The 23,083-nt window shown below is 69.6% G+C and carries 22 protein-coding genes; 11 read left to right on the top strand and 11 right to left on the bottom strand.

The genetic code is table 11. The annotated features are described in order from the left end of the window. The coding region (locus HG543_RS13550) for an alpha/beta fold hydrolase (protein WP_169345153.1) at positions 1-488 on the bottom strand (488 nt) is incomplete at its 3' end. A gap of 113 nt (positions 489-601) precedes the next feature. On the opposite strand from HG543_RS13550, the gene pssA reads away from it, so the two are divergent. From pssA to HG543_RS13530, 4 genes are all read left to right on the top strand, one after another. Then, the gene (gene pssA / locus HG543_RS13545; RefSeq protein WP_169345152.1) at positions 602-1,468 is read left to right on the top strand and encodes a CDP-diacylglycerol--serine O-phosphatidyltransferase; all 867 of its coding nucleotides are present in this window, start codon (positions 602-604) and stop codon (positions 1,466-1,468) included. A 142-nt stretch (positions 1,469-1,610) separates the two neighbouring features. Next, positions 1,611-2,882 carry a CinA family nicotinamide mononucleotide deamidase-related protein gene (locus HG543_RS13540; protein ID WP_169345151.1) on the top strand — a complete coding sequence of 424 codons (1,272 nt, stop codon included), beginning with the start codon at positions 1,611-1,613 and terminating at the stop codon, positions 2,880-2,882. Continuing rightward, the gene (locus HG543_RS13535; RefSeq protein ID WP_246356995.1) at positions 2,879-4,588 is read left to right on the top strand and encodes a hypothetical protein; all 1,710 of its coding nucleotides are present in this window, start codon (positions 2,879-2,881) and stop codon (positions 4,586-4,588) included. The genes HG543_RS13540 and HG543_RS13535 overlap by 4 nt, the downstream gene beginning before the upstream one ends. Positions 4,589-4,645: 57 nt before the next feature. After that, positions 4,646-5,155, top strand: a complete 510-nt coding sequence (locus HG543_RS13530; RefSeq protein ID WP_171818783.1) for a DUF1285 domain-containing protein — start codon at positions 4,646-4,648, stop codon at positions 5,153-5,155. Here the strand turns inward: HG543_RS13530 and recA are convergent. Together recA and HG543_RS13520 are read right to left on the bottom strand one after the other, a co-directional pair. Then, positions 5,152-6,180, bottom strand: a complete 1,029-nt coding sequence (gene recA, locus HG543_RS13525; protein ID WP_169345150.1) for a recombinase RecA — start codon at positions 6,178-6,180, stop codon at positions 5,152-5,154. The two genes, HG543_RS13530 and recA, sit on opposite strands and share 4 nt — an antisense overlap. A 186-nt stretch (positions 6,181-6,366) precedes the next feature. Further along, positions 6,367-7,173 carry a lysophospholipid acyltransferase family protein gene (locus HG543_RS13520; RefSeq protein WP_169345149.1) on the bottom strand — a complete coding sequence of 269 codons (807 nt, stop codon included), beginning with the start codon at positions 7,171-7,173 and terminating at the stop codon, positions 6,367-6,369. Between the two features lie 147 nt (positions 7,174-7,320). On the opposite strand from HG543_RS13520, the gene HG543_RS13515 reads away from it, so the two are divergent. Then, positions 7,321-8,694, top strand: coding sequence for an FAD-dependent oxidoreductase (locus HG543_RS13515; RefSeq protein WP_169345148.1), 1,374 nt, complete (start codon positions 7,321-7,323; stop codon positions 8,692-8,694). Between the two features lie 15 nt (positions 8,695-8,709). On the opposite strand, the gene HG543_RS13510 is transcribed toward HG543_RS13515, so the two are convergent. After that, complete coding sequence (locus HG543_RS13510) at positions 8,710-10,341, bottom strand: YifB family Mg chelatase-like AAA ATPase (RefSeq protein WP_169345147.1); 1,632 nt, start codon at positions 10,339-10,341, stop codon at positions 8,710-8,712. Positions 10,342-10,538: 197 nt separating this feature from the next. Between HG543_RS13510 and HG543_RS13505 the strand changes: the two genes are divergently transcribed. Beyond that, positions 10,539-11,210: a hypothetical protein gene (locus HG543_RS13505; RefSeq protein WP_169345157.1), complete on the top strand. Its 672-nt coding sequence runs from the start codon at positions 10,539-10,541 to the stop codon at positions 11,208-11,210. On the opposite strand, the gene HG543_RS13500 is transcribed toward HG543_RS13505, so the two are convergent. From HG543_RS13500 to HG543_RS13480, 5 genes are all read right to left on the bottom strand, one after another. Then, positions 11,111-11,734 carry a DUF2378 family protein gene (locus HG543_RS13500; RefSeq protein WP_169345146.1) on the bottom strand — a complete coding sequence of 208 codons (624 nt, stop codon included), beginning with the start codon at positions 11,732-11,734 and terminating at the stop codon, positions 11,111-11,113. The genes HG543_RS13505 and HG543_RS13500 overlap by 100 nt on opposite strands. A gap of 80 nt (positions 11,735-11,814) precedes the next feature. After that, positions 11,815-12,321 (bottom strand): ExbD/TolR family protein, encoded by a 507-nt coding sequence (locus tag HG543_RS13495; RefSeq protein WP_169345145.1) that lies wholly within the window; start codon positions 12,319-12,321, stop codon positions 11,815-11,817. Continuing rightward, entirely contained in the window at positions 12,321-12,734 is a 414-nt protein-coding gene (locus tag HG543_RS13490; RefSeq protein WP_169345144.1) for an ExbD/TolR family protein, read from the bottom strand. Before HG543_RS13490 ends, HG543_RS13495 begins: the two co-directional genes overlap by 1 nt. A 128-nt stretch (positions 12,735-12,862) precedes the next feature. Further along, positions 12,863-13,546, bottom strand: a complete 684-nt coding sequence (locus tag HG543_RS13485; RefSeq protein WP_169345143.1) for a MotA/TolQ/ExbB proton channel family protein — start codon at positions 13,544-13,546, stop codon at positions 12,863-12,865. A gap of 65 nt (positions 13,547-13,611) precedes the next feature. Then, positions 13,612-14,358, bottom strand: coding sequence for an energy transducer TonB (locus tag HG543_RS13480; protein WP_169345142.1), 747 nt, complete (start codon positions 14,356-14,358; stop codon positions 13,612-13,614). A 230-nt stretch (positions 14,359-14,588) separates the two neighbouring features. Between HG543_RS13480 and HG543_RS13475 the strand changes: the two genes are divergently transcribed. From HG543_RS13475 to HG543_RS13460, 4 genes are all read left to right on the top strand, one after another. Continuing rightward, on the top strand, positions 14,589-17,801 hold the full coding sequence (locus HG543_RS13475; protein WP_169345141.1) for a TonB-dependent receptor: 3,213 nt from the start codon (positions 14,589-14,591) through the stop codon (positions 17,799-17,801). Positions 17,802-17,832: 31 nt separating this feature from the next. After that, positions 17,833-18,624, top strand: a complete 792-nt coding sequence (locus HG543_RS13470; RefSeq protein ID WP_246356993.1) for a hypothetical protein — start codon at positions 17,833-17,835, stop codon at positions 18,622-18,624. A 113-nt stretch (positions 18,625-18,737) separates the two neighbouring features. Next, positions 18,738-20,282 carry a radical SAM protein gene (locus tag HG543_RS13465; protein WP_169345140.1) on the top strand — a complete coding sequence of 515 codons (1,545 nt, stop codon included), beginning with the start codon at positions 18,738-18,740 and terminating at the stop codon, positions 20,280-20,282. A 93-nt stretch (positions 20,283-20,375) separates the two neighbouring features. Then, a complete protein-coding gene (locus tag HG543_RS13460) occupies positions 20,376-21,293 on the top strand; it encodes a hypothetical protein (protein WP_171817954.1) in 918 nt (305 codons plus the stop codon). A gap of 48 nt (positions 21,294-21,341) precedes the next feature. On the opposite strand, the gene HG543_RS13455 is transcribed toward HG543_RS13460, so the two are convergent. Together HG543_RS13455 and HG543_RS13450 are read right to left on the bottom strand one after the other, a co-directional pair. Continuing rightward, entirely contained in the window at positions 21,342-21,950 is a 609-nt protein-coding gene (locus HG543_RS13455) for a hypothetical protein (RefSeq protein ID WP_246356992.1), read from the bottom strand. A 4-nt stretch (positions 21,951-21,954) separates the two neighbouring features. Further along, entirely contained in the window at positions 21,955-22,554 is a 600-nt protein-coding gene (locus HG543_RS13450) for a DUF4920 domain-containing protein (RefSeq protein ID WP_169345139.1), read from the bottom strand. 90 nt (positions 22,555-22,644) lie between these two features. Here HG543_RS13450 and HG543_RS13445 point away from each other — a divergent pair, with 90 nt between their 5' ends. Then, a complete protein-coding gene (locus tag HG543_RS13445) occupies positions 22,645-23,076 on the top strand; it encodes a DUF2752 domain-containing protein (protein ID WP_169345138.1) in 432 nt (143 codons plus the stop codon). Positions 23,077-23,083: the final 7 nt, after the last annotated feature.

The following is a 23,083-nucleotide window of genomic DNA, read 5'->3' as shown; positions in this document are numbered from 1 at the left end:
CCATAGCCCACCAGCCCCCCCAGCGAGTGGCCGAGCCAGAAGGCCCGCTTCGCCCCCGTCTCCTTCAGCGCCAGCTCCAGCAGCGCGGGCCCGTCCTGGAGGATGTGGTCGTCGATGGTGAAGTCCGTATAGCGCCGGCCTCGAGGCGGCAGCCGCGAGTGGCCCGTCCCCCGCCACTCCACGCTGAAGCAGTCGAAGCCGGCGTCGGCGAGGTAGTGGGCCACCGAGTACGGTGGCTCGAAGTCGAAGGTGAACCGGTTGGCGGCCAGCCCGTGGCACAGCAGCACCGGCTCCTCGAAGCGGCGCACCTTCGCGCGCCGCGCGTGGATGATCAGCTCCCAGCCGTCATCGCACCGGGCCCGGAGCGCCTGGGGCAGGTCCGTCCGGGGGCGGTACCACCGCCGCACGGCCACCACCCACACGACATTCCACAGCACCAGGGCGAGCACGGCGACCAGCACCCACACGGCCCACCGCCAAGCGTCCATTCCGCCTCCTTAACGAACCTCGGGGTGACGATGGCGCAAATAAAACCCTGCTAAGGTTCGTTCACCCGCCGTCCTGCTGCCGGAACTCACGGCCATCAGAGGAAGTCGAGGGAATGATGAAGTTGCGGAAACTGATGTTCGTGCTCCCGAACCTTTTCACCGTCACGTCCATCTTCTGTGGCTTCTACGCCATCACCCTCTGCACGGGCGAAGCGGGTCCGGTGCAGCTGTACCAGGCGGCCCTGGCCATTTTCTTCGCCATGTTCTTCGACGGGGTGGACGGCCGCGTGGCCCGCCTGACGAAGACGCAGAGCGACTTCGGAGTGCAGCTCGACAGCCTGGCGGACGTGATGTCGTTCGGCGTGGCGCCCGGCCTGCTGGTCTACAAGTGGGCGCTCGCGCCGCTGGGCTTCGCGGGCCTGTTCATGGCCTTCGCCTTCACCGCCTGCGGCGCGCTGCGGCTGGCGCGCTTCAACGTGCTGGCGGCGCGCAACCCGCACGGCGGCGGTGGCCGCTTCTTCGTGGGGCTGCCCATTCCGCTGGCCGCGGGCGTGCTGGTGTCGCTCATCATCTCGCACCACGCGGTGTCGGGCGGCGAGCCGCTGCGCGAGTCGGCCACCGTGCCGGTGGCGATGACGGTGGTGGGGCTGTCGCTGCTGATGGTGTCGACGGTGCGCTACCGGACGTTCAAGGACGCGCGGCCCAGCCGCAAGAGCGCGCTGGCCCTCATGCTGGTGGTGCTGGGCGGGGTGGTGATTGCCACGCGCTTCCACCCGGCCTGGGTGCTGGTGGCGTGCTGCGGCGCCTACCTGATGCTGGGGCTGGTGGAGTCCGCGGTGCAGGTGCGCAGCCGGCTGGTGGCGCGCAAGGTGGCGCCGGGCGCCGCCGCTGTGGCCGTCGCCGCCGTCATCGACGACGAGGACGAGGACGACGCCGAGGACGAGGCGGGCCCCAGAAACGACGGCCCCGCGTTCCTGTAGTCGCAGGGCCGGTCTCACCCGGGCGGGGCCCTCTTGGGGCCTGGAGCCTGGAGCCCGGAGCCCCACCCGCCGGGCGGCGAGGGGCGGGAGGTCTTCCTTCCTCCGTGCCGCCGCCGCCCGCTGCCGCTAGGATGCGCGGCCCATGCGCGTCGAGCTGCTGTGCACCGGTGACGAGCTCGTCACCGGCCTCATCACGGACACGAACAGCACGTACCTGGAGGCCCGCCTCTTCGACCTGGGCGTGAAGGTCGAGCGCGTGGTGCTCGTGGGCGACGTGCGGCCGGACATCACCCATGCGCTGCTGTCGGCCGCCGCTCGCGCGGACGTGGTGATTGTGTCCGGCGGGCTGGGGCCCACGGCGGATGACTTCACGCTCGAGTGCGCCGCGGCGGCCGCGGGCGTGCCGCTGGTAGAGGACGCCCGGGTGCTCGGCTGGCTGCGCGAGCGCTACGCGGCGCGCGGCATGTCGACGGAGCTCAACCCGGGGCAGCTGCGCATGGCGCGCATCCCCCAGGGCGCCGAGCCGGTGCGCAACCCCGCGGGCTCCGCGCCGCTGGTGGCGCTCACGCTGGGCCGCTGCCGGCTCTTCTTCCTGCCCGGCGTGCCCCGCGAGTACAAGGCGCTGCTGGACGCCGAGGTGCTGCCGCGAATCCGCGCGTGGCTGGAGGCCGAGCCGGGCCGCGTGTACCGCGCCTTCCGGCTGCTGCGCACGGTGGGGTTGGGCGAGTCGGTGGTGGACCAGTTCGTGAAGCCGCTGGTGCCGCTGCACCCGCGGGTGGTGTTCGGCTTCCGCACGCACGCGCCGGAGAACCACTTGAAGCTGATGGCCGAGGCCCCCTCTCAGGCCGAGGCCGAGGCCGCGCTGGCCGCCGTGGAGGCGGACTGCCGCCGGGTGCTGGGCACGCACGTCTTCGGCGCGGACGCGGAGGAGTACGCCCCCGTGCTGCTGGGGATGCTGGAGCGCGCGGGGGCCACGCTGGCGGCGGCGGAGAGCTGCACGGGCGGACTGATTTCGCAGCAGCTCACGGCGGTGCCCGGCGCCAGCACCGTCTTCATCGGCGGCGCGGTGGTGTACGCGGAGAAGATGAAGGCCGCGTGGGTGGGTGTCCCGCCCGCGGTGCTCGAGCGTCACTCCGCGGTGTCGCGAGAGACGGCCATCGCCATGGCCGAGGGCGTGCGCGCCGCCTGTGGCACCACGTACGGCCTGTCGGTGACGGGCTACGCGGGCCCGGGGGGCGGGACGCCAGAGGACCCGGTGGGCACCGTGTACTGCGCGCTGTCCGGCGCGGGGATGCCCACGCGCTGTGAGCGCAGGACCTTCTCCGGCGACCGCGACCGCGTGCGCCTGTTCGCCGCCTCCCACACGCTGGAAATGCTGCGGCAGCACCTGCTCGCCGCGCCCGCCATGCCATGAGCCGCTCCAAGTCCAAGCGCCCCCGTCCGTCCCCCGCCGCGCGTGGGGGATCCTCCGGCTCCGCCACGCCGGATGCCGCCTCCGAGCCGAGCCGCGCGGACAACGCCGCCGCGAGAGCGGGAGACACCGAGCACGGCCGCGCCGGTGCGGCGGACACGGCACGGGCCGGGAGCGCCGAGCACGCCGCCGGCGCGGCAGACACGGCACGGGCCGGGAGCGGCAACGGCTCCGGCCTGGGCACGACCACCGTGCTCGCGGGCGGTGCGGAGCACGCGCACTCCGGTGGGGCCGCCACCGCTTCGGTGGAGCACGGCCGCGCCACCGGGCCGGCGTCTTCCGGGACTGGCGGTGCCGCCCCGTCCCAGGGAGCCACGCCGGGGCCCACGGGAGGGCTGCCGCTCAACATCCTGCGTGTGTGGCTGTCCGCGTACCGCGTGGAGGTGGCGCTGTTCCTGGTGGCCTTCGTGGTGCTGGCCAGCTTCAGCTCGCAGCGTTTCCTGCGTCAGAGCGCGGCGCCGCACTTCATCTACCAGTCACAGGCCTGGCTGGAGGGGCGGCTGGACCTGGACCCGAAGCTGCTGCCCAACCTGGAGGACTGGGCCTGCGTGCGGTTGGTGGACGGAGAGAAGGTCCGCTGCGAGGGCCGGCTCCAGACCACGGACCGCTGGTACGTGAGCTTCCCGCCGTTCCCCTCCGTGGTCATGCTGCCCTTCGTCGCGCTGCATGGCTACCAGTTCAACGACACCTCGTTCGGCGTCATCGTCGGCGCGCTGGCGGTGGCGCTCTTCTATTCGCTGCTGCGCTTCCTGGCGAAGGAGGGCGAGACGGCGCGCAACCGGAACGAGAACATCGCCCTCGCGCTCATCCTCGCCTTCGGCACGCTGTTCTTCTATTGCGCCATCCGGGGTGAGGTCTGGTTCAGCGCCGAGGTCATGGGCGTGGCCTTCACCTGCCTCTACGCGCGCAACGCGGTGCGGGCGCACCGGCCGGTGCTGGCCGGCGTGTTCTTCTCCATGGCCACGCTCACCCGCACGCCGCTGCTATTCACGGGCCTCTTCTTCGTCCTGGAGGCGCTGTGCCCCGAACCCGGCTCGCGACTGGAGCAGCTCAAGTCCCTGGGCCGGAACTGGAAGCCCGCGGCGCGCAAGGTCGGTCTGTTCGCGCTGGGCGCCGCGCCCCTGGGGCTGCTCGCGGCCGCGTACAACTTCTACCGCTTCGGCAGCCTGGGCGAGTTCGGCCACCGGTTCTTCTACAACAACCGCGTCAACGCGGACATCGACCGCACCGGCCTCTTCCACTGGGACTACCTGCCGCGCAACCTGGAGGCCGCGTTCCTCAAGCTGCCGAGGATTTCGCTGGAGCCGCTGAAGCTCTCCTACGACCCGCACGGCCTGACGCTGCTGCTGACACTGCCGCTGCTCGTCTTCCTGCTGGTGCCCAGGACGCGCCCGCGCCTGCACTGGCCGCTGTGGCTCACCGTGGCCGTGTGCGCGCTGCCGGGGCTCTTCTACCAGAACACCGGCTACATGCAGTTCGGCTTCCGCTTCAGCCTCGACTACACGCCGTACCTCCTGCTGCTCTTCGCCATTGGCGGCTGGTCCCTGCGCAACCGCGCGGTGCTGGCCGCGGTGGCGCTCGGCGTGCTGGTGAACTTCTGGGGCGCCGTGGCCTTCCGTGGCTACACGGAGCTTGTCCGGAACTGGTAGGCGCCCGGAGCGGCCCCGCTTGAATCCTCCGCCCGTCGGGCGCACATAGGAGAGGCCATGCAACCTCCCACCGGACAGCCCCCTCCTGGCAAACGCTGGCACACCCGCGAGGACAGCGGCATCCGCCTCGACGCCACGCTGCGCTGGTGGCACGACGACGAGCCCATCCAGCACCCGAAAATCATCGAGCTCTTCAACACCTCGCTCGTGCTGGACGAAGAGGGGCGCTACCAGCTCCGCATCGGCCAGGACTGGTGCTACGTCCAGGTGGAAGGCGCCGCCTACGAGGTACGCACCGTGGACGTCACCCCGGACGAGCGCATCTCCGTGCGCTTGAGTGACCGCACCGCCGAGGCGCTGGATACCTCCACCCTGAAGGTGGAACCCGCCGGCATCCTCTCCTGCCGCGTGAAGCAGGGCAGGGCCCGGGCGCTCTTCTCCCGGGATGCCCAGTATCAGCTCGGCCAGCTCTTGGAGGAGGGCCCCGACGGCGGCCTGGTGCTGTGCGCCGGTCAGCGCCGGCTGCCGTTCCCCGTGCCGCTCGACGCGCTGTCCGCCGCGCCCTAGGCAGCGGCCTCCGCGGCGGCCGGAGGGCAGGGCAGGGCGGGGGTGCCCACCAGCTCCCTGCCGAGCGCCTCCATCACCTCGGGATGCTCGCGCAGCCACTCCGCCGCGCGCTCCCGGCCCTGGCCGATGCGCTCTCCGCGCAGGCTGAAGTGGCTGCCCGACTTCTCGATGAGGCCCGTGGCCACGCCCAGGTCCAGCACCTCCCCCGCGCGGTGGATGCCGGTGCCGTAGAGCAGGTCGAACTCCGCCTCCTGGAAGGGCGGTGCGACCTTGTTCTTCACCACCTTCACCCGGGAGCGCGAACCCACCACCACGTCGCCGTCCTTGAGGTTGCCCGTGCGACGGATTTCCATCCGCACCGACGCGTAGAACTTCAGCGCGTTGCCACCCGTGGTGGTCTCCGGGTTACCGAACATCACCCCAATCTTCATGCGGACCTGGTTGATGAAGATGATGCACGTGCCCGAGCGGCTCACCGCTCCCGTCAGCTTGCGCAGCGCCTGGCTCATCAGCCGCGCCTGCACGCCCATGTGCGCGTCGCCCATCTCCCCCTCGATTTCGGCCCTCGGCACCAGCGCCGCCACCGAGTCCACCACGATGAGGTCCACCGCTCCGGAGCGCACGAGCTGCTCCGTGATTTCCAGCGCCTGCTCCCCCGTGTCCGGCTGCGACACCAGCAACTCCTCCACCCGCACGCCCAGCTTGCGCGCGTAGGACACGTCCAACGCGTGCTCCGCGTCGATGAAGGCCGCCACGCCGCCCGCGGCCTGGACCTGAGCAATCGCATGCAGCGTGAGCGTCGTCTTGCCCGACGACTCGTTGCCGAACACCTCCACCACGCGGCCGCGCGGATAGCCACCCACGCCGAGCGCCCGGTCCACCCCCACCGAGCCGGTGGGGATGACCGCGACCTTCTGCTCCCGTGCCTCGCCCCCGAGGGCCATCACCGAGCCCCGACCGAACTGCTTCTCGATTGCCGCCACCGCCGCCGCCACCGCCTTCAGCTTTTCCGTGAGCTTGCTCATCCCGTCTTCGGCTCCCTCGCCGCCCTGCCTGTGAGTGGGTGCTGCGCGCCGGCGTGGCCGGCCGCATCGGGAGGAGGTTGAGCAATGGCCATGCCGGAGCGTGCCCACTCGGAAGCGGGGCACGCGGAGGGTCCACGCGCGTGGCCCTGGGTCCGGAATGGCGGAGTGGCCCCGTGAGAGGGTGGCTCAGCCCGGCAGGCTGTTGAGCGCGGGCAGCGCGTGGCCGGAGTCCGTCGCGGGAGCGGCTGCCTCGAAGCCCTGACTCCCTCCGCCGATGTCGCGATGGAGCTGGAGCAGGGCCTCGCGCACCTCGCGCATGAGCGCGTCGCGGTCCGCCAGGCCGCGCCCCTTCGTCTCGATGGGGCGGCCCACCTTCACGCGGATGTCGTGCCGGCGCAGGCAGAAGGCGTCCGGAGGCAACACCTGCCGCGAGCCCTCGATGGCCACCGGGACGATGGGCACCCCCGCTTCGAGCGCGAGCACGAACGGACCCTTCTTGAAGGGCAGGATGGAGCCGTCCCGCGAGCGCGTCCCCTCCGGGAAGGCGAGGATGCTGGCCCCCGCGCGGATGCACTCACCGGCCAGCGCCATGCTCTGCACCGCCTCGGTGTGCCGCGACCGGTTGACGAAGATCATCCCCGTCATCGCCATGTACTGCCCGAGGAACGGCACGTACCGGAGCACGTGCTTGGCCACGAAGCGCAGGTTGACCGGCAGCGCGGCGAACGCGCAGGGGATGTCCAGCGCGGACTGGTGGTTCATCAGGAAGACGTGCGGTTGGCCCCAGTCGATGTCCGGCAGCGGCTCCACCGTCATCCGAGAACCGGTGATGCGCCAATGCAGCGGCGCCCAGAAGCGTCGGGCCATCATCAGCGCGACGTCGCCGTTCCGGGTGAGCAGCATCATCACTCCGGCCAGCGATATCCAGAGCACGCCCCACGCCATCAGGATGACGGCCTGGAGCACCGTGAGCAGCGGAGACAGGAGCTTCATGCGCGGCGTCAGCGCAGGGCTCCAGCCTTGCACTGACGCACTGCGTTGTCATCCCCTTTTGAGAGGTATCGGGGGGTCGTCCGCCCGCCTGCTCGCGGAGTGTCGCTTCGCGTTGAACTTCGAGGGGGGCGGCATGAACTTCCCTGCGTGAAAACGAACCGCGAAAACCTGCCCCATGTGGTCATCCTCGGCGGAGGTTTCGCCGGACTCTATGCCGCGCGGCACCTGTACAAGGCGCCGGTGCGCATCACCCTGGTGGACCGCCACAACCACCACCTCTTCCAGCCCCTGCTGTACCAGGTGGCCACGGCGACGCTCAGCCCCAGCGAGATTGCCGCGCCGCTGCGCGGGCTGCTGGGCCCCCACGGCGTCGGCGTGCTGCTGGCGGACGTGCAGGGCGTGGACACCGCCGGCAAGCGCGTGCTGCTGGCCGACGGGGAGCTGACGTACGACTTCCTCGTCATCGCCACCGGGGCCACGCACTCCTACTTCGGCAATGACCAGTGGGCAAAGTTCGCCCCGGGCCTGAAGTCCATCGAGGACGCGGTGGAAATCCGCCGCCGGGTCCTGATGGCCTTCGAGCTGGCCGAGCGCGAGACGGACCCGGAGATCCGCCGTTCGCTGCTCAACTTCGTCATCATTGGCGGCGGCCCCACGGGCGTGGAGCTCGCGGGCTCGCTGGCGGAGATCAGCCGCAACTCCCTGCCCGGCGACTTCAAGAACATCGACCCTCGTGAGGCGCGCATCATCCTCATCGAGGGGGTGAAGAACGTGCTGCCCGTCTACCCGGAGGACCTGTCCCTCAAGGCCCGCCGCGCGCTGGAGAAGCTGGGCGTCGAGGTCCGCACCGGCGCCCGCGTCACCAACATCGACGAGACGGGCGTCTTCATCGGCGAGGAGCACATCCCCGCCCGCACGGTGGTGTGGGCCGCCGGTGTGGCCGCCTCGCCCGTGGCTCGCACGCTGGGCGTGGAGCTCGACCGCGCGGGACGCGTGCTGGTGGCGCCCGAGCTGACGGTGCCCGGACACGAAGACATCTTCGTCGTGGGAGACCTCGCCTCGGTGAAGGGCGATGACGGCAAGCCCGTACCCGGTCTCGCACCCGCGGCGATGCAGATGGGCAAGCAGGCAGCGGCCAACATCCGCCGCCGCCTGGAGGGCAAGCCCATGCAGCCCTTCAAGTACTGGGACCGCGGTTCCTACGCGGTGATTGGCCGCGGCCACGCGGTGGGCATCGCCTTCCGGCGCTTCAAGCAGTCCGGCTTCCCCGCCTGGGCGGCCTGGCTGCTCATCCACATCACCTTCCTCATTGGCTTCCGCAGTCGTCTGGCCGTGCTGCTCAACTGGGCCTACTCGTACCTGACGTTCGCCAAGTCGGCCCGCATCATCACCGGGCCCACCCCGCGACTGGACCAGGTGGAGCAGGGCAGGGCGCTGCCGGCTGGAAGCGCGAGCGCGGTCGACGTCGCCGCCCGCGTCCATGCCACCCGGCCCGAGGCCCCTCCGCCCGTGACGCACTGACACTCCAGCGAGCACTCAGGCGTCCTCCCGGGGGCTCGCCCGTCCGGAAGCTTCAAATCGATGGGAGCGGCCATCGGGCGGGGCCGCATGAGTGCTCCGCGTGTCTGCCTGGTCGAAGGTCGAGCGGTCCAGCATCCGGCAGTCGATGGCGAGCTGTATGTCTACAGCCTCGATGCGGGAGTGCCCCTCCAGGTCGGCCCGGGTAAGGGCCACCTTGAGGATGCGGTCGTGGGCACGCGCGGAGAGCCCGAAAGACTTCACCGCCCGCTCCAGCATCTGCTCGGCGCGCGGACTCATCACACAATGCCGGCGCAGCAGATGCGGTGGCAGCTGGGCGTTGCAATGCACACCCGGCTCGTTCCGGTACCGCGCCCGCTGGCGCTCGCGCGCCGCCATCGCCCGCTCACGGTAGTAGCGGCTGTCGGGCTCCCGCGAGTCGGGGTGCGCCAGGTGGTGGTATTCCACCGGTCGCGTCTGCAGGGTGATGTCGATGCGGTCCAGCAGGGGCCCGCTCACCCGCGTCGTGTACTCGGCTCGACGGTGCTTGCCGCAGGTGCAGCTGCGCGTCGGGACGCCGAAGTAGCCACACGGGCAGGGGTTCATCGCGGCCACCAGCATCACCCGGCACGGGTAGGTGATGTGCTGGTTGGCCCTGGCCAGGTGGATGACGCCTTCCTCCAGCGGCTGGCGCAGCACCTCCAGCACGTTCTTCCGGAACTCCGGCAGCTCGTCGAGGAAGAGCACGCCATGGTGCGCCAGCGACAGCTCCCCCGGGCGCGCCATGGGGCCGCCCCCCACCAGCCCCGCGTCGGAGAGCGTGTGGTGCGGGGCCCGGAAGGGACGCTCGCGCATCAGCGCGTGTCCCTCACCCAGCAGCCCCATCACCGAGTACACCTTCGTCACCTCCAGCGCCTCGGGGAAGGTCATCTCCGGGAGGATGCCGGGCAGCCGCCGCGCCAGCATCGTCTTCCCGGAGCCCGGTGGGCCTCGCATCAGCACGTTGTGGCCGCCCGCCGCCGCCATCTCCAGCGCCAGCTTCAGGTCCGGCTGGCCCCGCACGTCCGCCATGTCCGGCACCGTGAGGCCGGGCTCGGAGGCCCTGGAGTCCCCCTCCCGCACATAGGGCTGTATGGGGCGCGTGCCCGTCAGGTGGTCCACCGCCTCGCGCAGGTGGCCCACCGGCAGCACGCGCAACCCCTCCACCAGCGACGCCTCGGCCGCGTTCGCCGTCGGCACCATGACGCCGTCGTAGCCCCCGTCCTTCGCCGCCACCGCCAGCGGGAGCACGCCCTTGATGGGACGGATGGCGCCGTCCAGTGACAGCTCCCCGCCGAAGAGCAGCCGCGCCACGGGGGCCTCCTCCAGCAGCTTCGCCGCCACCAGCACGCCCAGGGCGATGGGCAGCTCGAAGGCCGCTCCCTCCTTCTTCAAATCCGCCGGGGCGAGATTCACGGTGATGCGCTTCTGCGGCAGCTCGAAGCCCGTGTTCTTCAGCGCCGAGACGACCCGCACCTTCGACTCCCGCACCGCCCCCTCCGCCTGCCCCACGACGTTGAAGTAGGGGAGGCCGAGCGCCATGTCGACCTCGCACTCCACCACCACCGCGTCGATGCCCATCAACGCCCCCGACCGCACCCTCGCCAGCATGTCCCGTCCCCTTCCGAAGCCGCCGCCACCTCCCTCAGCAATGGCCGTACCGCCGCCCACCCGAAGCGTAGGGCCTCTCCGGCCAATCCACCGCGGTGGATGCCCATCCCGCCCCCCGGAGCCTGGATTCCAGGCAGACCGGATTAGTGAACCCGGATCTAGCCAGGGCCGGATGAGTCCGGTACCTTGCAACCCACCTGGGGGACTGCATGGGGGCAGAGAGCGCAGTGGAGACGCAGATTCGTCAACGCCGTCCGGTTCGCATCCGTCGCGCGGACCAGAAACGTGGCCAGCGCATGAAGCTGGCCTTCGCCGTGTTCCGCTTCTGCCTCTACGGCATGATTGGTCTCAGCTCGGAGATCTTCTTCTACAACCTGGTGCGCGTGGCGCGGAACGTGCCCCTGCTGGAGGCGCTCTTCCGCTTCCAGTGGCGGGTGGATGACCGGCTGGGGCTCAACGCCATCTGGGACACGCCCGTCTCCACCGCGTACGGCCAGTGCTCGCTGTGGATGTTCCTCATCTACGGCGTGGCGTGCTTCTTCTTCATCGAGCCGCTCTACCGCTGGATGCTGTACCAGCACACCGCCCTGCGCGCGGCCGTCTACGGCATCGTCATCCTGCTCTTCGAGGGCTTCAGCGGCGTGATGCTGGAGCGCTTCACCGGCTACCGCATCTGGTACTACGCGGACCCGGGCGCCATCCTCTGGGAGATGACGTCCCTCTACATCCTGCCCATCTGGATGGTGACGGGCCTCATCGCCGAGTTCATCTACAGGGAGATGATGGACCCGGACCTCCTGGCGGCCTTGGAGTCGCCGCTGCCCGCCACGCCCGAGGAGACCGAGGCCTCCTTCCAGCTGATGCGGTAGGTGCAGGCGTGGCCGTCGTAGCCGGACATCTCCACGGAGATGTCCTGCGCTCCGGCCACCCTCAGTCCGGCGTGGATGATGCCCGCGGTGAAGGACGGGTAGGTGCCCACCTCGTTCATCCACAGCTCGAACTGGTTGGGCCCCAGCTCCCGCAGCTTCGACTCGGTGTAGTTGTTGCCAGCCCGGAAGTTCTGCGTGGCGCGCATCAGCGCCCGCCGGGGCCCCAGCACGCGCAGGAGAGACAGCACCGCGCGCCCCAGCATCGTCTCCCGGAAGCCCTCGATGTAGGCCTCTCCCAGCTTGAAGGTGCCCTGAGCAATGGGCTCCTGGGGGAAGAGCTCCTCCGCGCCAATGCGCAGGAAGGTCATCCAGGACTCGAAGGGGTAGGCGGGGCGGAGCTTCTGGTCCACGTCGAGCCCGGCCTCACGCAGCCGCGCCTTGCACTCGGGCGTCAGCCGCCCGGACAGCGCGCGCAGGAACAGGGCTTCGATGGTCTGCTCGAAAATGAGAAGCTCGTCGGCCATGAGTCGTGGACTCTAGCCGACGAGCTTCTCGAAGTGAATCAAGACCCCAACCCGGAGCGTAGGATTCCGGGAGCAGGCTCTCAGGGAGCGGGCGCGGGAGCGGGAGCCGCCGTGCCGGTGTCCACCTGCGTGCCCTGGATGACCGCGTTCTGCGGCAGCTCCGTGGCCATGCCGAGCACCTTCGCGCCGGCCGACTTCGCGCCGTCCAGCGCGACGATGAGCCGGCCGTAGTTGGCCGCGTCGTCCGCCATGAAGAAGACGATCTTCTCGTCCGGCTTCTTGGCCGCCAGCATGCGCTTGAGGCGGTTGACGTAGTCGGCGGGCTGGATCTTCTCCGTGTTGATGGAGTAGCCGCCGTCCTTGTCGAGCTGCACCACCAGCTGCTGGTCGTTCGGATCCGGCGGGGTGGGCTCCTGCTCCACCTCGGTGTCCGGGACGCGCACCAGGATGTCCTTCTCCATGAGCGGCGTCACCACCATGAAGATGATGAGGAGCACCAGCACCACGTCCACCAGCGGGGTGACGTTGATCTCGGAGTTCGGTGCGGAGGCGGGCTTCACGAACTGCCGCTGCTTGCGTCCGGCCATTACTTCTTCTCCTCGACGCCGAGGGCGATCTGCTTCGCCTTGGACTTGCGGGCCACGTCCAGCACCCTGCGCACGTCCCCGACGTTCAGCGTGTTGTCACCCTTGAGCAGGATCTTCTTGCCCGGGTCCTTCGCCAGCTCCTCGGACAGCTTGTCCTGGAGTGCCTGGTCATCCACCTGGTCGTTCTCCACGAACACCTTCTTGTCCGGGGTGATGGAGAGGATGAGCGGGTCTGGACCCTGCTTCCCTTCCTTCTCGACTTCGGTGGCCTTCGGCAGCTCCACGGACTTGCCGCGCTGGAGCATGGGGGTGACGACCATGAAGATGATGAGGAGCACCAGCACCACGTCCACGAGGGGCGTGACGTTGATGTCGCTCTTGATGCCCCCCTTGGGGCCAGCTGACATTCCCATGCGTGTACCTGATTCCTGGATGGAGGAGAGCCCGCCCTGCGCGTGGCGGCCCCGCCCGGTCAGGGGCGGGAGCCGTGCTCACTCGTGGGCGGGCCTCGGGTCGTCCCCGGGCTCGCTCGGGGCCTGAATCAGGCCGCGTGCGAGGAGTGAGCGCCACCGCCGAGGTGACGGGCGACCACGTCCAGGAACTCGTTGGAGGACTCGGAGATGTCCACCGCGCGGGCGTCCACCCAACCCTGGAGGAAGTTGTACGCCATCACCGCGGGGATGGCCACGAGCAGACCGAAGGCCGTGGTGATGAGCGCCTCGGCGATACCGGCCGAGATGGTGCCCAGACCGCCGGAGCCGGAGGTGGCCATGAGCTGGAAGGCGGTGACGATGCCCATCGTCGTGCCGAGCAGACCGACGAACGGAGCCGTGGAGCCGACCGTGGCCAGCAGGCCCAGGCCGCGCTTCATGCTCTGCACCTCACGCTGGGCCTGGCGCTCGAGGGCGCGCGCCACCGACTCCACCGCCACGTCCTTGTTGTTCGGGCTGATGCGGTACGCCGTCAGGCCGGCGTTGATGACGCGGCCCAGGTGGCCCACGTCCTTGCCCAGGTTGGTGTTGGCGGCCGTGTTCAGGTCGCCCTTGGCCAGGATGGCGCCCATCTTCGCCGCGAAATTGCGGCTGTCCGCGCGCGTCTTGCGGAAGACCAGCATGCGCTCCGCCATGACGACCAGCGAGGCGATGGACATGATGCCCAGGGTGAAGATGATGCACCGAGCGAAGAGGCCCGTGTGCGCCCAGATGCTAGCGATTGAAAAGTCCATGATTGGAGCGCTCCTCCTCACGAGCGCGGGGGTGGTCTGCAGTGCTTCCCTACGGCGCGCCCGAGTCAGCGCGGCAACTTGAAGTTCAGGGTGAAGGTGTAATCAACCTGGACCGGACGGCCCTGGAACGTGACGGGCTTGTAGCGCGATGAAGTCAACGCGTCCAGGACGGCCCTTTCCATGTGCGGCAGGGGCTTGATGATTCGGCAGCGCTCCACACGGCCTTCCACCGTCACCACGCACTTCACGATCATCGTGCCCGCCACACGGGCTTCCAGCGCCTCGCGCGTATACTCGGGCTGGGGACCGGAAATCTTCTCCGGACGCGTCATGCCGGCGCCGAAGGGGAGCACGTCCGTCCCCGTACCGCCCAGCTGACCGCCGACCACGCCACCGATCACACCACCAACCACGCCACCGACCACGCCGCCGGCGACACCACCCTCGACGCCACCCTCGACCGCTTCCTCCGTCGGCTCCTCTTCAGCAGGCTCCTCGGCGGGCTCGGCCTCCTTAGGAACCTCCTTTGGGATCTCCTTCGGTTGGACGATCTGATCCGGCTTCTTGGGCTTCTTCGGGGTCGTCTTCGGCTTGGAGGACGCCGCCGGAGGAGGCGGCGGCGGAGGCGGAGGCGGCGGGGCCATGGTGGCCTTCAGCGTCACCTCGATCTCCTTCTCCTCGGCCGGGGGCGGCCGCAGCGACAGCCAGAGCGCGAGGCCGAACAGCGCCAAGTGGAGGAAGACCGAGATGGCAGCCCCGACGCCGAATCGCGACTTGGGCCCCTGACCTCGGTCAAGGACTGAATCGAACATGAACGAGACTCCTCTTCACCAGTGGACACCGCCACTGACTGCCCGGCTGTAAGGGCGCGCCACCATACAGAAACGCGGTCCGGGTTCAAGCGAGCGTGTCGAAGGGTATTTCGCGTGATCGCGCAATTGCCCCACTGGTCACCAAAAAGCAACGGTCTATTGACAACTGCTCGACCTCGGATATTTTCCCGAGTCATTTTCGGTTGCAGCCCACCTTGGAGGGGTATGGTATGCACTTGAACCGAGTGCTCCGGGAAACCGGAGTTGTCCTGGCCGCAGGTCTGCTTTACGGATCCGCGGCTTTCGCGCAGTCGAGCACGATGATCGGTACGATCATCGACGCTCAGAGCCGGCAGCCTGTTCCTGACGTCGTCGTGACCGCCACCTCGCCCAACCTTCAGGGCGAGCAGACGGTGGTGAGCGACGCCCAGGGCAACTACCGCATTCCCCAGCTTCCGCCGGGTGTCTACACCCTGCGGTTCGAGAAGGAGCAGTTCAAGCCGTACGCGCGCGCCGATGTCCAGCTGCGCCTGAACCGTACCATCCGCGTCAACGTGGAGCTCCTGCCGGAGTCCCTCGGTGAGGTGGTGGAGATCACCGGTACGCCTCCGACGATCGACGTCGGCTCCACGACCACGGGCGTCAACGTGGATCAGGAGTTCATCAAGCGCATCGCGGTGGCCCGTCCGGGCGGCAAGGGCGGCGCGGCCCGCTCCTTCGAGTCGCTCGCCGAGCTGGCGCCTGGCGCCCAGACGGACAACTACGGCGTGTCCATCAACGGCGCGACCTCGCCCGAGAACGGCTACGTGGTGGACGGCCTGTCCACGAACGACCCGGCCTTCGGCGTGAACGCGAGCCCGCTGAGCATCGAGTTCGTCCAGGACGTGAACATCATCACCGGCGGTTACATGCCGGAGTTCGGTCGTTCCACGGGCGGCGTGGTCAACGCGGTCACCCGGTCGGGCTCCAACGAGTTCCACGGTACCGTGTTCGCCAACTGGACGCCGGGCACGCTCGAGGGTTCCCGCAAGCTGGTCCGTGAAGAGGGTACGGTCATCACGGGCTACAACGAGCTGAAGAACCTCGGCGACTTCGGCGCCACGCTCGGCGGCCCCATCCTCAAGGACAAGCTGTGGTTCTTCGCCGGCTTCGCTCCGTCGTTCACGCGCTACCAGCACACCCGTACGCTGAACGCGCTGCAGATCGACGACGCGGCCCGCGACTACGTCCGTGACGAGAACGGCCTCACTGTCGCCACCGCCATCCCGGGCTCGGAGCGTCAGTACTTCGCCGACTCGCGCAGCCTGCAGTACATGGGCAAGCTGACGTACCTCATCAACCAGGACCACAACGTGTCGTTCGCGGTGAACGGCACCCCGTCCTCGACGGGCGGCCTGGGCAAGCTCACGCTGGACCCCCGCACGGGCAACCTGCCGGGCGCCCAGGTGTCGCGTCCGGGTGACTTCGGCCTGACGGAGAACAACGCCAACACCACGTCGCTGGCCCTGAAGTACGCCGGCGCGTTCATGGACAAGAAGGTCCTGGTCGACGCCAACCTCGGTTGGTTCCACCAGACCGCGTCCACGCTGCCGGGTGACGGCAGCAAGCTGGGCAGCAGCGAGGGCCTGGCGGGTTACTCGCGCATGACGTACCGCGACGAGCGCGACCTGACCCAGTTCGAGGGCCTGCCCGCGGGCGTGGGCAACGTCTGCCGCAACCTCGAGTGGACGACGGTCGACGAGGAAGGCGAGACGGTTCCGCACATCCTGCGCAGCTGCCCCGTCACCAGCTACAACGTCGGCGGCCCGTCGTTCATGAGCGACGCGACGCTCGACCGCTACCAGGCCAACGCCAAGGCCACCTACCTGCTGAACGCGCTCGGCACCCACGTGCTGAAGGCCGGCGTCGACACCGAGTTCCTGGTGTACGACCAGCTGAAGGCCTACGGCGGCGGCGTGTACTACACCGAGACCGACCCCTACCCGGGCGGTGCGTACGAGGGCACCACCCTCCAGGACTTCCGTCGGTACGGCTACCAGACGGCGCCTGACACGGCCATCACCCAGCTGACCCAGGCGGCGAAGTCCACCAGCACCACGGTGGGCGGCTTCCTGCAGGACTCCTGGTCCATCGCGAACCGCGTGACGCTGAACCTCGGCGTCCGCTACGACGTGCAGGCGATGTACGGCGGCGACGGCGACCTGGCGCTCATCCTGGGCAACCAGTGGTCTCCTCGCGTCGGCGCCATCGTCGACCCGTTCGCCAACGGCCGCGCCAAGTTCTTCGTGAACTTCGCCCGGTACTACGAGCAGGTTCCGCTGAACCTGCTGGACCGCGCCTTCCCGGGTGAGCGCCGCTTCAGCGCGCGTCGTCAGCTGGCGGAGCCGGGTGACGGTTCGGGCCGCTGCGACCCGTCCAGCCGCGCGAGCCAGGCCACGGACTGCCAGGCCGAAGGCAACGTGCTGGTCAACCCCGAGGCGAGCCGCAACCCGAACCGCCTCTACACGGGCGGCAAGGTCGAGAAGGAGCCGGTGGACCCGGACATCACCCCGCAGTCCTCCGACGAAGTCGTCGTGGGCGCGGAGTACGAGCTCCTGGCCAACACCCGCATCGGCGCCAGCTACACGCACCGCGACATGAACTCGGTCATCGAGGACATGAGCCGCGACGACGGCAACACGTACTTCCTCGGCAACCCGGGCGCGGGCTTCGCCAAGGAGTTCCCGAAGCCGGAGCGCAACTACGACGCGGTCACCGTCTACCTGAACCGCACCTTCGCGGACGGCTGGCTCGCCCAGGCCAACTACACCTGGTCGCGTCTGTACGGTAACTACCCCGGTCTGTTCCGTCCGGAGTCCAACCAGCTCGACCCGAACATCCTGTCGGACTTCGACCTGGTCAACCTGCTCCAGAACCGCACGGGTCTGCTGCCCTTCGACCGCACGCACCAGGTCAAGGTGTTCGGCGCGAAGGAGTTCAACCTGACCAGCGAGCTGTCCGCCAGCCTCGGTGTCTCCTACCGCGGCAACAGCGGCACGCCGATCAACTACTTCGGCGCTCACTCGCTCTACGGTGAGGACGAGTCCTTCGTCCTGCCCCGTGGCGCCGGCGGCCGCACCCCGTGGATCAACACCATCGACTCCAACGTCGGTGTGAACTACCGGGTCAGCAAGGACAGCGTCGTCTCCTTCACGCTGGACGTCTTCAACCTCTTCAACTTCCAGGGCGTGGACCTCGTGGACCAGACGTACACCCGTCTGTCCGTGCAGCCCATCCCCAATGGCAAGCCGTCCGACCTGCCGGGCAGCCTGGATTGGCAGGAGGGTGAGGAGCGCGCGACCCCGTTCGGCGATGTCGAGGGCGACATCAACAAGAACTTCAAGAACCCGACCCGCTACCAGCCGCCGCGCCAGGTGCGCTTCGGTGTCCGGTACACGTTCTAGTCCACGGTCAACCATCGGAACCTCAAGTCACATGACCAAGAACATCTTCAAGACTGCGTTGGTGGTTTTCGGCGCGGGCAGCCTGATGGCCGGTTGCGACTTCGAGCAGCCGGAGGCTGGCTGCATCGTTCAGGACGCGGGTAACTGGTACGCGAAGTACGACATCGTCCAGCAGCCCACGCCTGTGGACGCGACTGTCAGCTGCGCCAATGCCCGTCCGCTCATCGGTGAGCGTCTCGGCGTGTACAAGTTCGTCAACCCTGACGCGAACGACTTCACGCAGCTGACCATCCGTCCCGCGGGCCTCGCGGGCCTCGGGGACCGGGACGACGTGAACCCCTCCACGGCCCAGACCGCCATTGGCGAGATGGCGAAGGAGCCGGATGGCGAGGAGTTCTGCGGCGCGCCGACCTTCACGGCCGCGACCGTGGACGCCGCCCGCGTCCCTCCCGTGGAGGATGACCCGGCGACGGAGGAGGACGAGTCCGCCCCGGCGATTGCCGCCACCAAGGTGACGTACGAGTTCAGCAAGGTTCGGGTGTACTCGGCACCGGCCACGCCGGGCACGCAGCTCACGGGCGAGCTCCGCTACACCAAGGATGGCTGCGTCTCGACCTACATCGTTCGCGCGATGTGGCCGGCGGCGCTGTGCATCCCTGGCTCCGCCGACCCGGCGGAGAGCTGCGGTCTGGGCTCGGGTCTGAACCCGGACTTCGCGGCGGAGTGCTTCCCGACGCTGCAGAACTGCGGTCTCACGCCGGAGCAGGCCGCGGCGGGCGTCGCGTGCTGCGTCCCGTCCAAGGCCATCCCGTCGTTCAAGTAAATCGTAGGTAGCGCGCCACCCCCGGGTGGCGCCTCGCGGCCCCGGCGGCCCTCCTTCGGGAGTGGCTGACCGGGGCCTCGGTGTTTACAGAGCTGTACCTGACAGGAGGCGCATTGGAGGGCCGTTACTCACTCATCGAGCATGTCCGCGGTCTGCTGGCGGACGAGCAGGGCACGCTGCACAAGGCGGCGCCCTACCGGGTGGCCCTCTGCTATCCGAGCCCCTACCACGTGGGCATGAGCTCGCTTGGCTTCCAGGCCATCTACCGGGAGGTGCATGAGCACGCCGGGGCCACGGCCGAGCGTGTCTTCCTCCCCGACGACGTGGAGGCCTTCAAGAAGACGCGCACCCCGCTCTTCACCTGGGAGACCCAGAACTCCGTCTCCAGCTTCGACATGCTGGCCTTCTCCGTGGCCTACGAGCTGGAGCTGACGGGCTTCTTCACCCTGCTGGAGTTGGCGGGCCTGCCGCTCCTGGCCGAGGAGCGCCGGGACGGTGGCTACCCGCTGGTGGTGGCCGGAGGCCCGCTGACGTTCTCCAATCCGGATCCGCTGGAGCCCTTCGTGGACGTGCTCGTCCAGGGCGAGGCGGACGACCTCATCCACGTGCTGGTGGACGCGGCGGCCTCCATGGAGCGCGAGGCCCTGCTGGACCACCTGGCGCGCACGCCGGGCTTCCGGGTGCCCGGGAGGGGCGGCACGCGCTACCACGTCGCCAAGGCGACGGACGGGCGGCTGCCGGCCCGCTCGCAAATCATCACCCCTCATACCGAGCTGCGCTCGATGTTCCTCATCGAGCCGGAGCGGGGCTGCTCGCGCGGCTGCCACTATTGCGTCATGCGGCGCACCACCAACGGGGGCATGCGGACGGTGCCCCCGGAGCGGGTGCTGTCGCTCATCCCGGAGCACGCGAAGCGGGTGGGGCTGGTGGGCGCCGCGGTGACGGACCACCCGCGCATCGTCGAGCTCTTGCGCACCCTCGTCGACTCGGGGCGCGAGGTGGGCGTGTCCTCCCTGCGCGCGGACCGGCTGACGCAGGAGCTGGTGGATCAGCTCCGGCGCGGCGGGGCCACCAACCTGACGGTGGCGGCGGACGGGGCCTCGCAGCGGATGCGGGACATGGTGGACCGCAAGCACTCGGAGGAGCAGATCGTCCGGGCGGCGAACTTCGCGAAGACGGCGGGGATGAAGCAGCTCAAGGTGTACAACGTGGTGGGCCTGCCCCATGAGGGCGACGAGGACATCGACGAGCTCATCCGCTTCACCACGGAGCTGTCGCGCATCCTCCCGGTGGCCCTGGGGGTGGCGCCCTTCGTGGCCAAGCGCAACACCCCGCTGGACGGGGCGCCCTTCGCGGGCATCCGCGAGGTGGAGGGGCGCCTGGAGCGGCTGCGCAAGGGCCTGCGGGGCCGGGCCGAGGTGCGGCCCACGTCCGCGCGCTGGGCCTGGGTGGAGTACATGCTGGCCCAGTGTGGCCCGGAGGGCGGGCTGGCGGCCATGGATGCATGGAAGGCCGGGGGCAGCTTCGCGGCCTGGAAGCGCGCCTTCGCGGCGCGGGGGTGTGAGCCCTACCTGGCGCGCCGGGTGGAGGACGGGCGGCGCAACCCCGTGGCGTGGCCCACCGTCCCAAAGGTGGCGCCCCCGGCGTCCGCCGCCTGACGCGAGCCGCGACGTGACGGTGCACGACCGGCCCGGCTTCCGCTAGAAGGCCGCTGACGCCGATGGCCGGCGTCCCAGGCAGCGGAGAATCGTGTGAGCACGCAGCGCGTGGACAAGGCGTGGCAGCAGAAGGGCCTGAAGGAGTACCCGACGGAGGCCCTGCTGGGGACGCTCGGCCACTACGGACTTCCGGTGAACGAGGAAGAGTTCCGGAAGCTGGCGGAGACGTCCTTCCCGCTGGGCATCGCCCAGCAGTGGCGGGAGAAGTGGAAGGGCACCGGTCCCTTCAAGGACTTCGCCGTGGCGGCGGCCGTGGAGCTGTGGCGCCGCTGGCTGCCGGACCGGGTGGCCCCCATGGAGATGGCCGAGACGCTCAACGGCCTCATGAGCGCGCTGGCGCATCTGCTCAACGGCAAGCAGGACGCGCCGGTGGCGGAGGCCTTCGAGAAGATGAACGCCGTGCGCGCGCGCATGCCCCTGGACGAGAAGGGCGCCCCGCAGGAGCGCTTCATGCGCGAGGCGCTCGCGCCCTTCACGGAGAAGCAGGCCGAGGTGTTCGACAGCCTCGCCGAGGCGCTGGCGTCCTCGGGCCACACCGCCCACGCGGAGGCCTTCGCCGACCTCGAGGAGTTCCTCCTGCCGGACCGCAAGGGCATCGCCAAGGCCATGGTGCGCGCGGCCCGCGGCGAGGTGGATGCGGCCACCGACGAGCTGGTGAAGTTCACCGAGGACACCCAGCGCGCGCCCATCTCCCGGCTGCTCGCCGTGGATGGCCTCATCCACGTGAAGGCGCATGGCCGGGCCGCCGCGGCCGCCCGCACCCTGCTGGACCAGGCCGAGAAGGCCAATGACATCCACCTGGCGCTCGACCTCGTTCCGCGCCTGGAGCACGTCTACAAGGCCCAGAACGACCGGGAAGCGCTCCTGGAGCTGATGACCATCTCGGCGCGCCTGGAGGCGACGCACGACAAGATGCACCCGGGCCACCGGCGTCATCAGCACGGTCGCTGAGGCACCGCGAGGGACAGCGGCGCGGAAAGGAGGCACCTCCCGCGCCGCTCAGCCCAGCCCGTCCGGGCCGCCGGCCTCGTCCTTGGCCTCGGTGGCCATGGGAGGCGGGGGCTCCATCACGGAAGCGCCTTCCTCCGCCTCGCCGCCGGCCTTGCGCTTGAGCGGCACGCGGAGGACGCCGGGCACCCCTTCCGACACGTCGCGCACGGACACCACCGCGCCCACCGTCGTGTAGCGGATGGCGCCCGTCTGCGTGAAGGCGTGCTTGAGGGGGTACTCCTTCGCGCGGGGGAGGAACCACTCCCGCGTGGCGCGCATGGGCAGCACGTGCAGCTCGCCCTGCGAGAGGAAGACGTAGATGAGCAGGTCCGCGCCGCTGTAGAGAAAGCAGCCCGGGGTGTCCTTCTCCAGGTTGGACACCAGCTCGAAGAAGTAGCGGCGGCGGGTGGCGTTGCGGTCGCCCTTCACCTCGATGCCGCGCACCTCTCCCGAGGGCAGCTCCCAGAGCAGGTCCACGCCCCGGTGCTGGAAGCGCGGGTCCTCCTGCACGTCGTGCACGCGGGAGCCCGGCTCGGTTTCCAGGAGCCACGCGCGGGCGTGCTGGACGGCGCGGTCCGCCGCGCCCTGCACGCCTCGCATGCTGAAGCTTCGCGCCATGATGTCAGCGGCGCAGCTCGACGCCCGTGGCCACCAGCTGCACCTCGCGCGGCTTGCCGTCCGCGCCGCGCGGGACGATGGCGCCCTCGGACTCGTAGTGCTGGGCGCGGCTGTCGCTCAGCTCGGCCACCTTCAGCACGCCCTCCACGCGCGCCTGCGAGCCGGCCGAGTCCAGCGGGACGAAGAAGCCGTAGTCCTTGAACGTCACGCGCACGCCCGGGCTCTTGTCCTTCGTGTCCGAGGCCAGCTCCATCCAGCAGCCCTTGCGCTCGCACGCCTTGCGCACCGTGCCCTCGACGAGCACCGACTTCCCGTCGTGCGCCTGGGGCTTCGCGAGCACGTCCGCGAGCTTCAGGGCCTGGGTGCCCTTGATGGGCTCGCCCCGGGTGAGCTTCCAGCCGTCCTGGGCAGGGGCGGGGGCCGGCGCGGCGGCCGGGGTGCCCGCCTTCGCCGCGGGCGTCTCGGCCTTGGCGGCCTGGGGCGCGGGCGGGTGGTGGCAGTCGGCCTCGGCGGCCTTGCCAGCCTTGGCGGGCGTCTTGTCACCCGCGAGCGCGACCAGGGGAACGGCGACCAGCAGCATCAGGGACGTGCGGAGCGTGTTCATGCCCCGTACGCTTAGCCAGAAGTGCTTGCCCCGGCAAGCCGCCGTCCGTACTAGACTGCCCTCTGTCTCCCACATCCCGGTGAGGCGCGCATGAAGGTCCTCATCCCTCCCCGAAACCGCCGGCTCGGCACCGTGGACGTCCTGGGCATCATCGGCGTCGTGGGCCTGCTCGTGGCCCGCTACATCCCGGTGGCGCGCATCATCCCCTTCTGGGGCTGCGTGCTGCGCGAGCAGACGGGCTGGCCCTGCCTCGGCTGCGGGCTGACGCGGGTGGCGGACCGGGTGTCCCACCTCAACTTCGCTGGCGCCTGGGACGCCAACCCCTTGGGGACGGTGGGCGCCATCGTCTTCGCCCTCCTGGCGGTGGCCATGGTGCTGCACCTGGTCTTCGCCATGCCCATCCCGGAAATCATCCTGTCCCCCTGGGAGTGGGGCGTGCTGCGCGTGACGCTGCCCGTGCTCATCCTCGTCAACTACGCGTGGGTGGTGGTGAAGACGCGCTTCCCCCACCTGCTGCTGTAGCCTGTGC

The sequence above is a fragment of the Pyxidicoccus fallax genome, assembly GCF_012933655.1.
GTDB lineage: Bacteria > Myxococcota > Myxococcia > Myxococcales > Myxococcaceae > Myxococcus > Myxococcus fallax.
The sequence above is the reverse complement of the archived record's forward strand: the minus strand, read 5'-3'. Positions and strand labels throughout refer to the sequence as shown.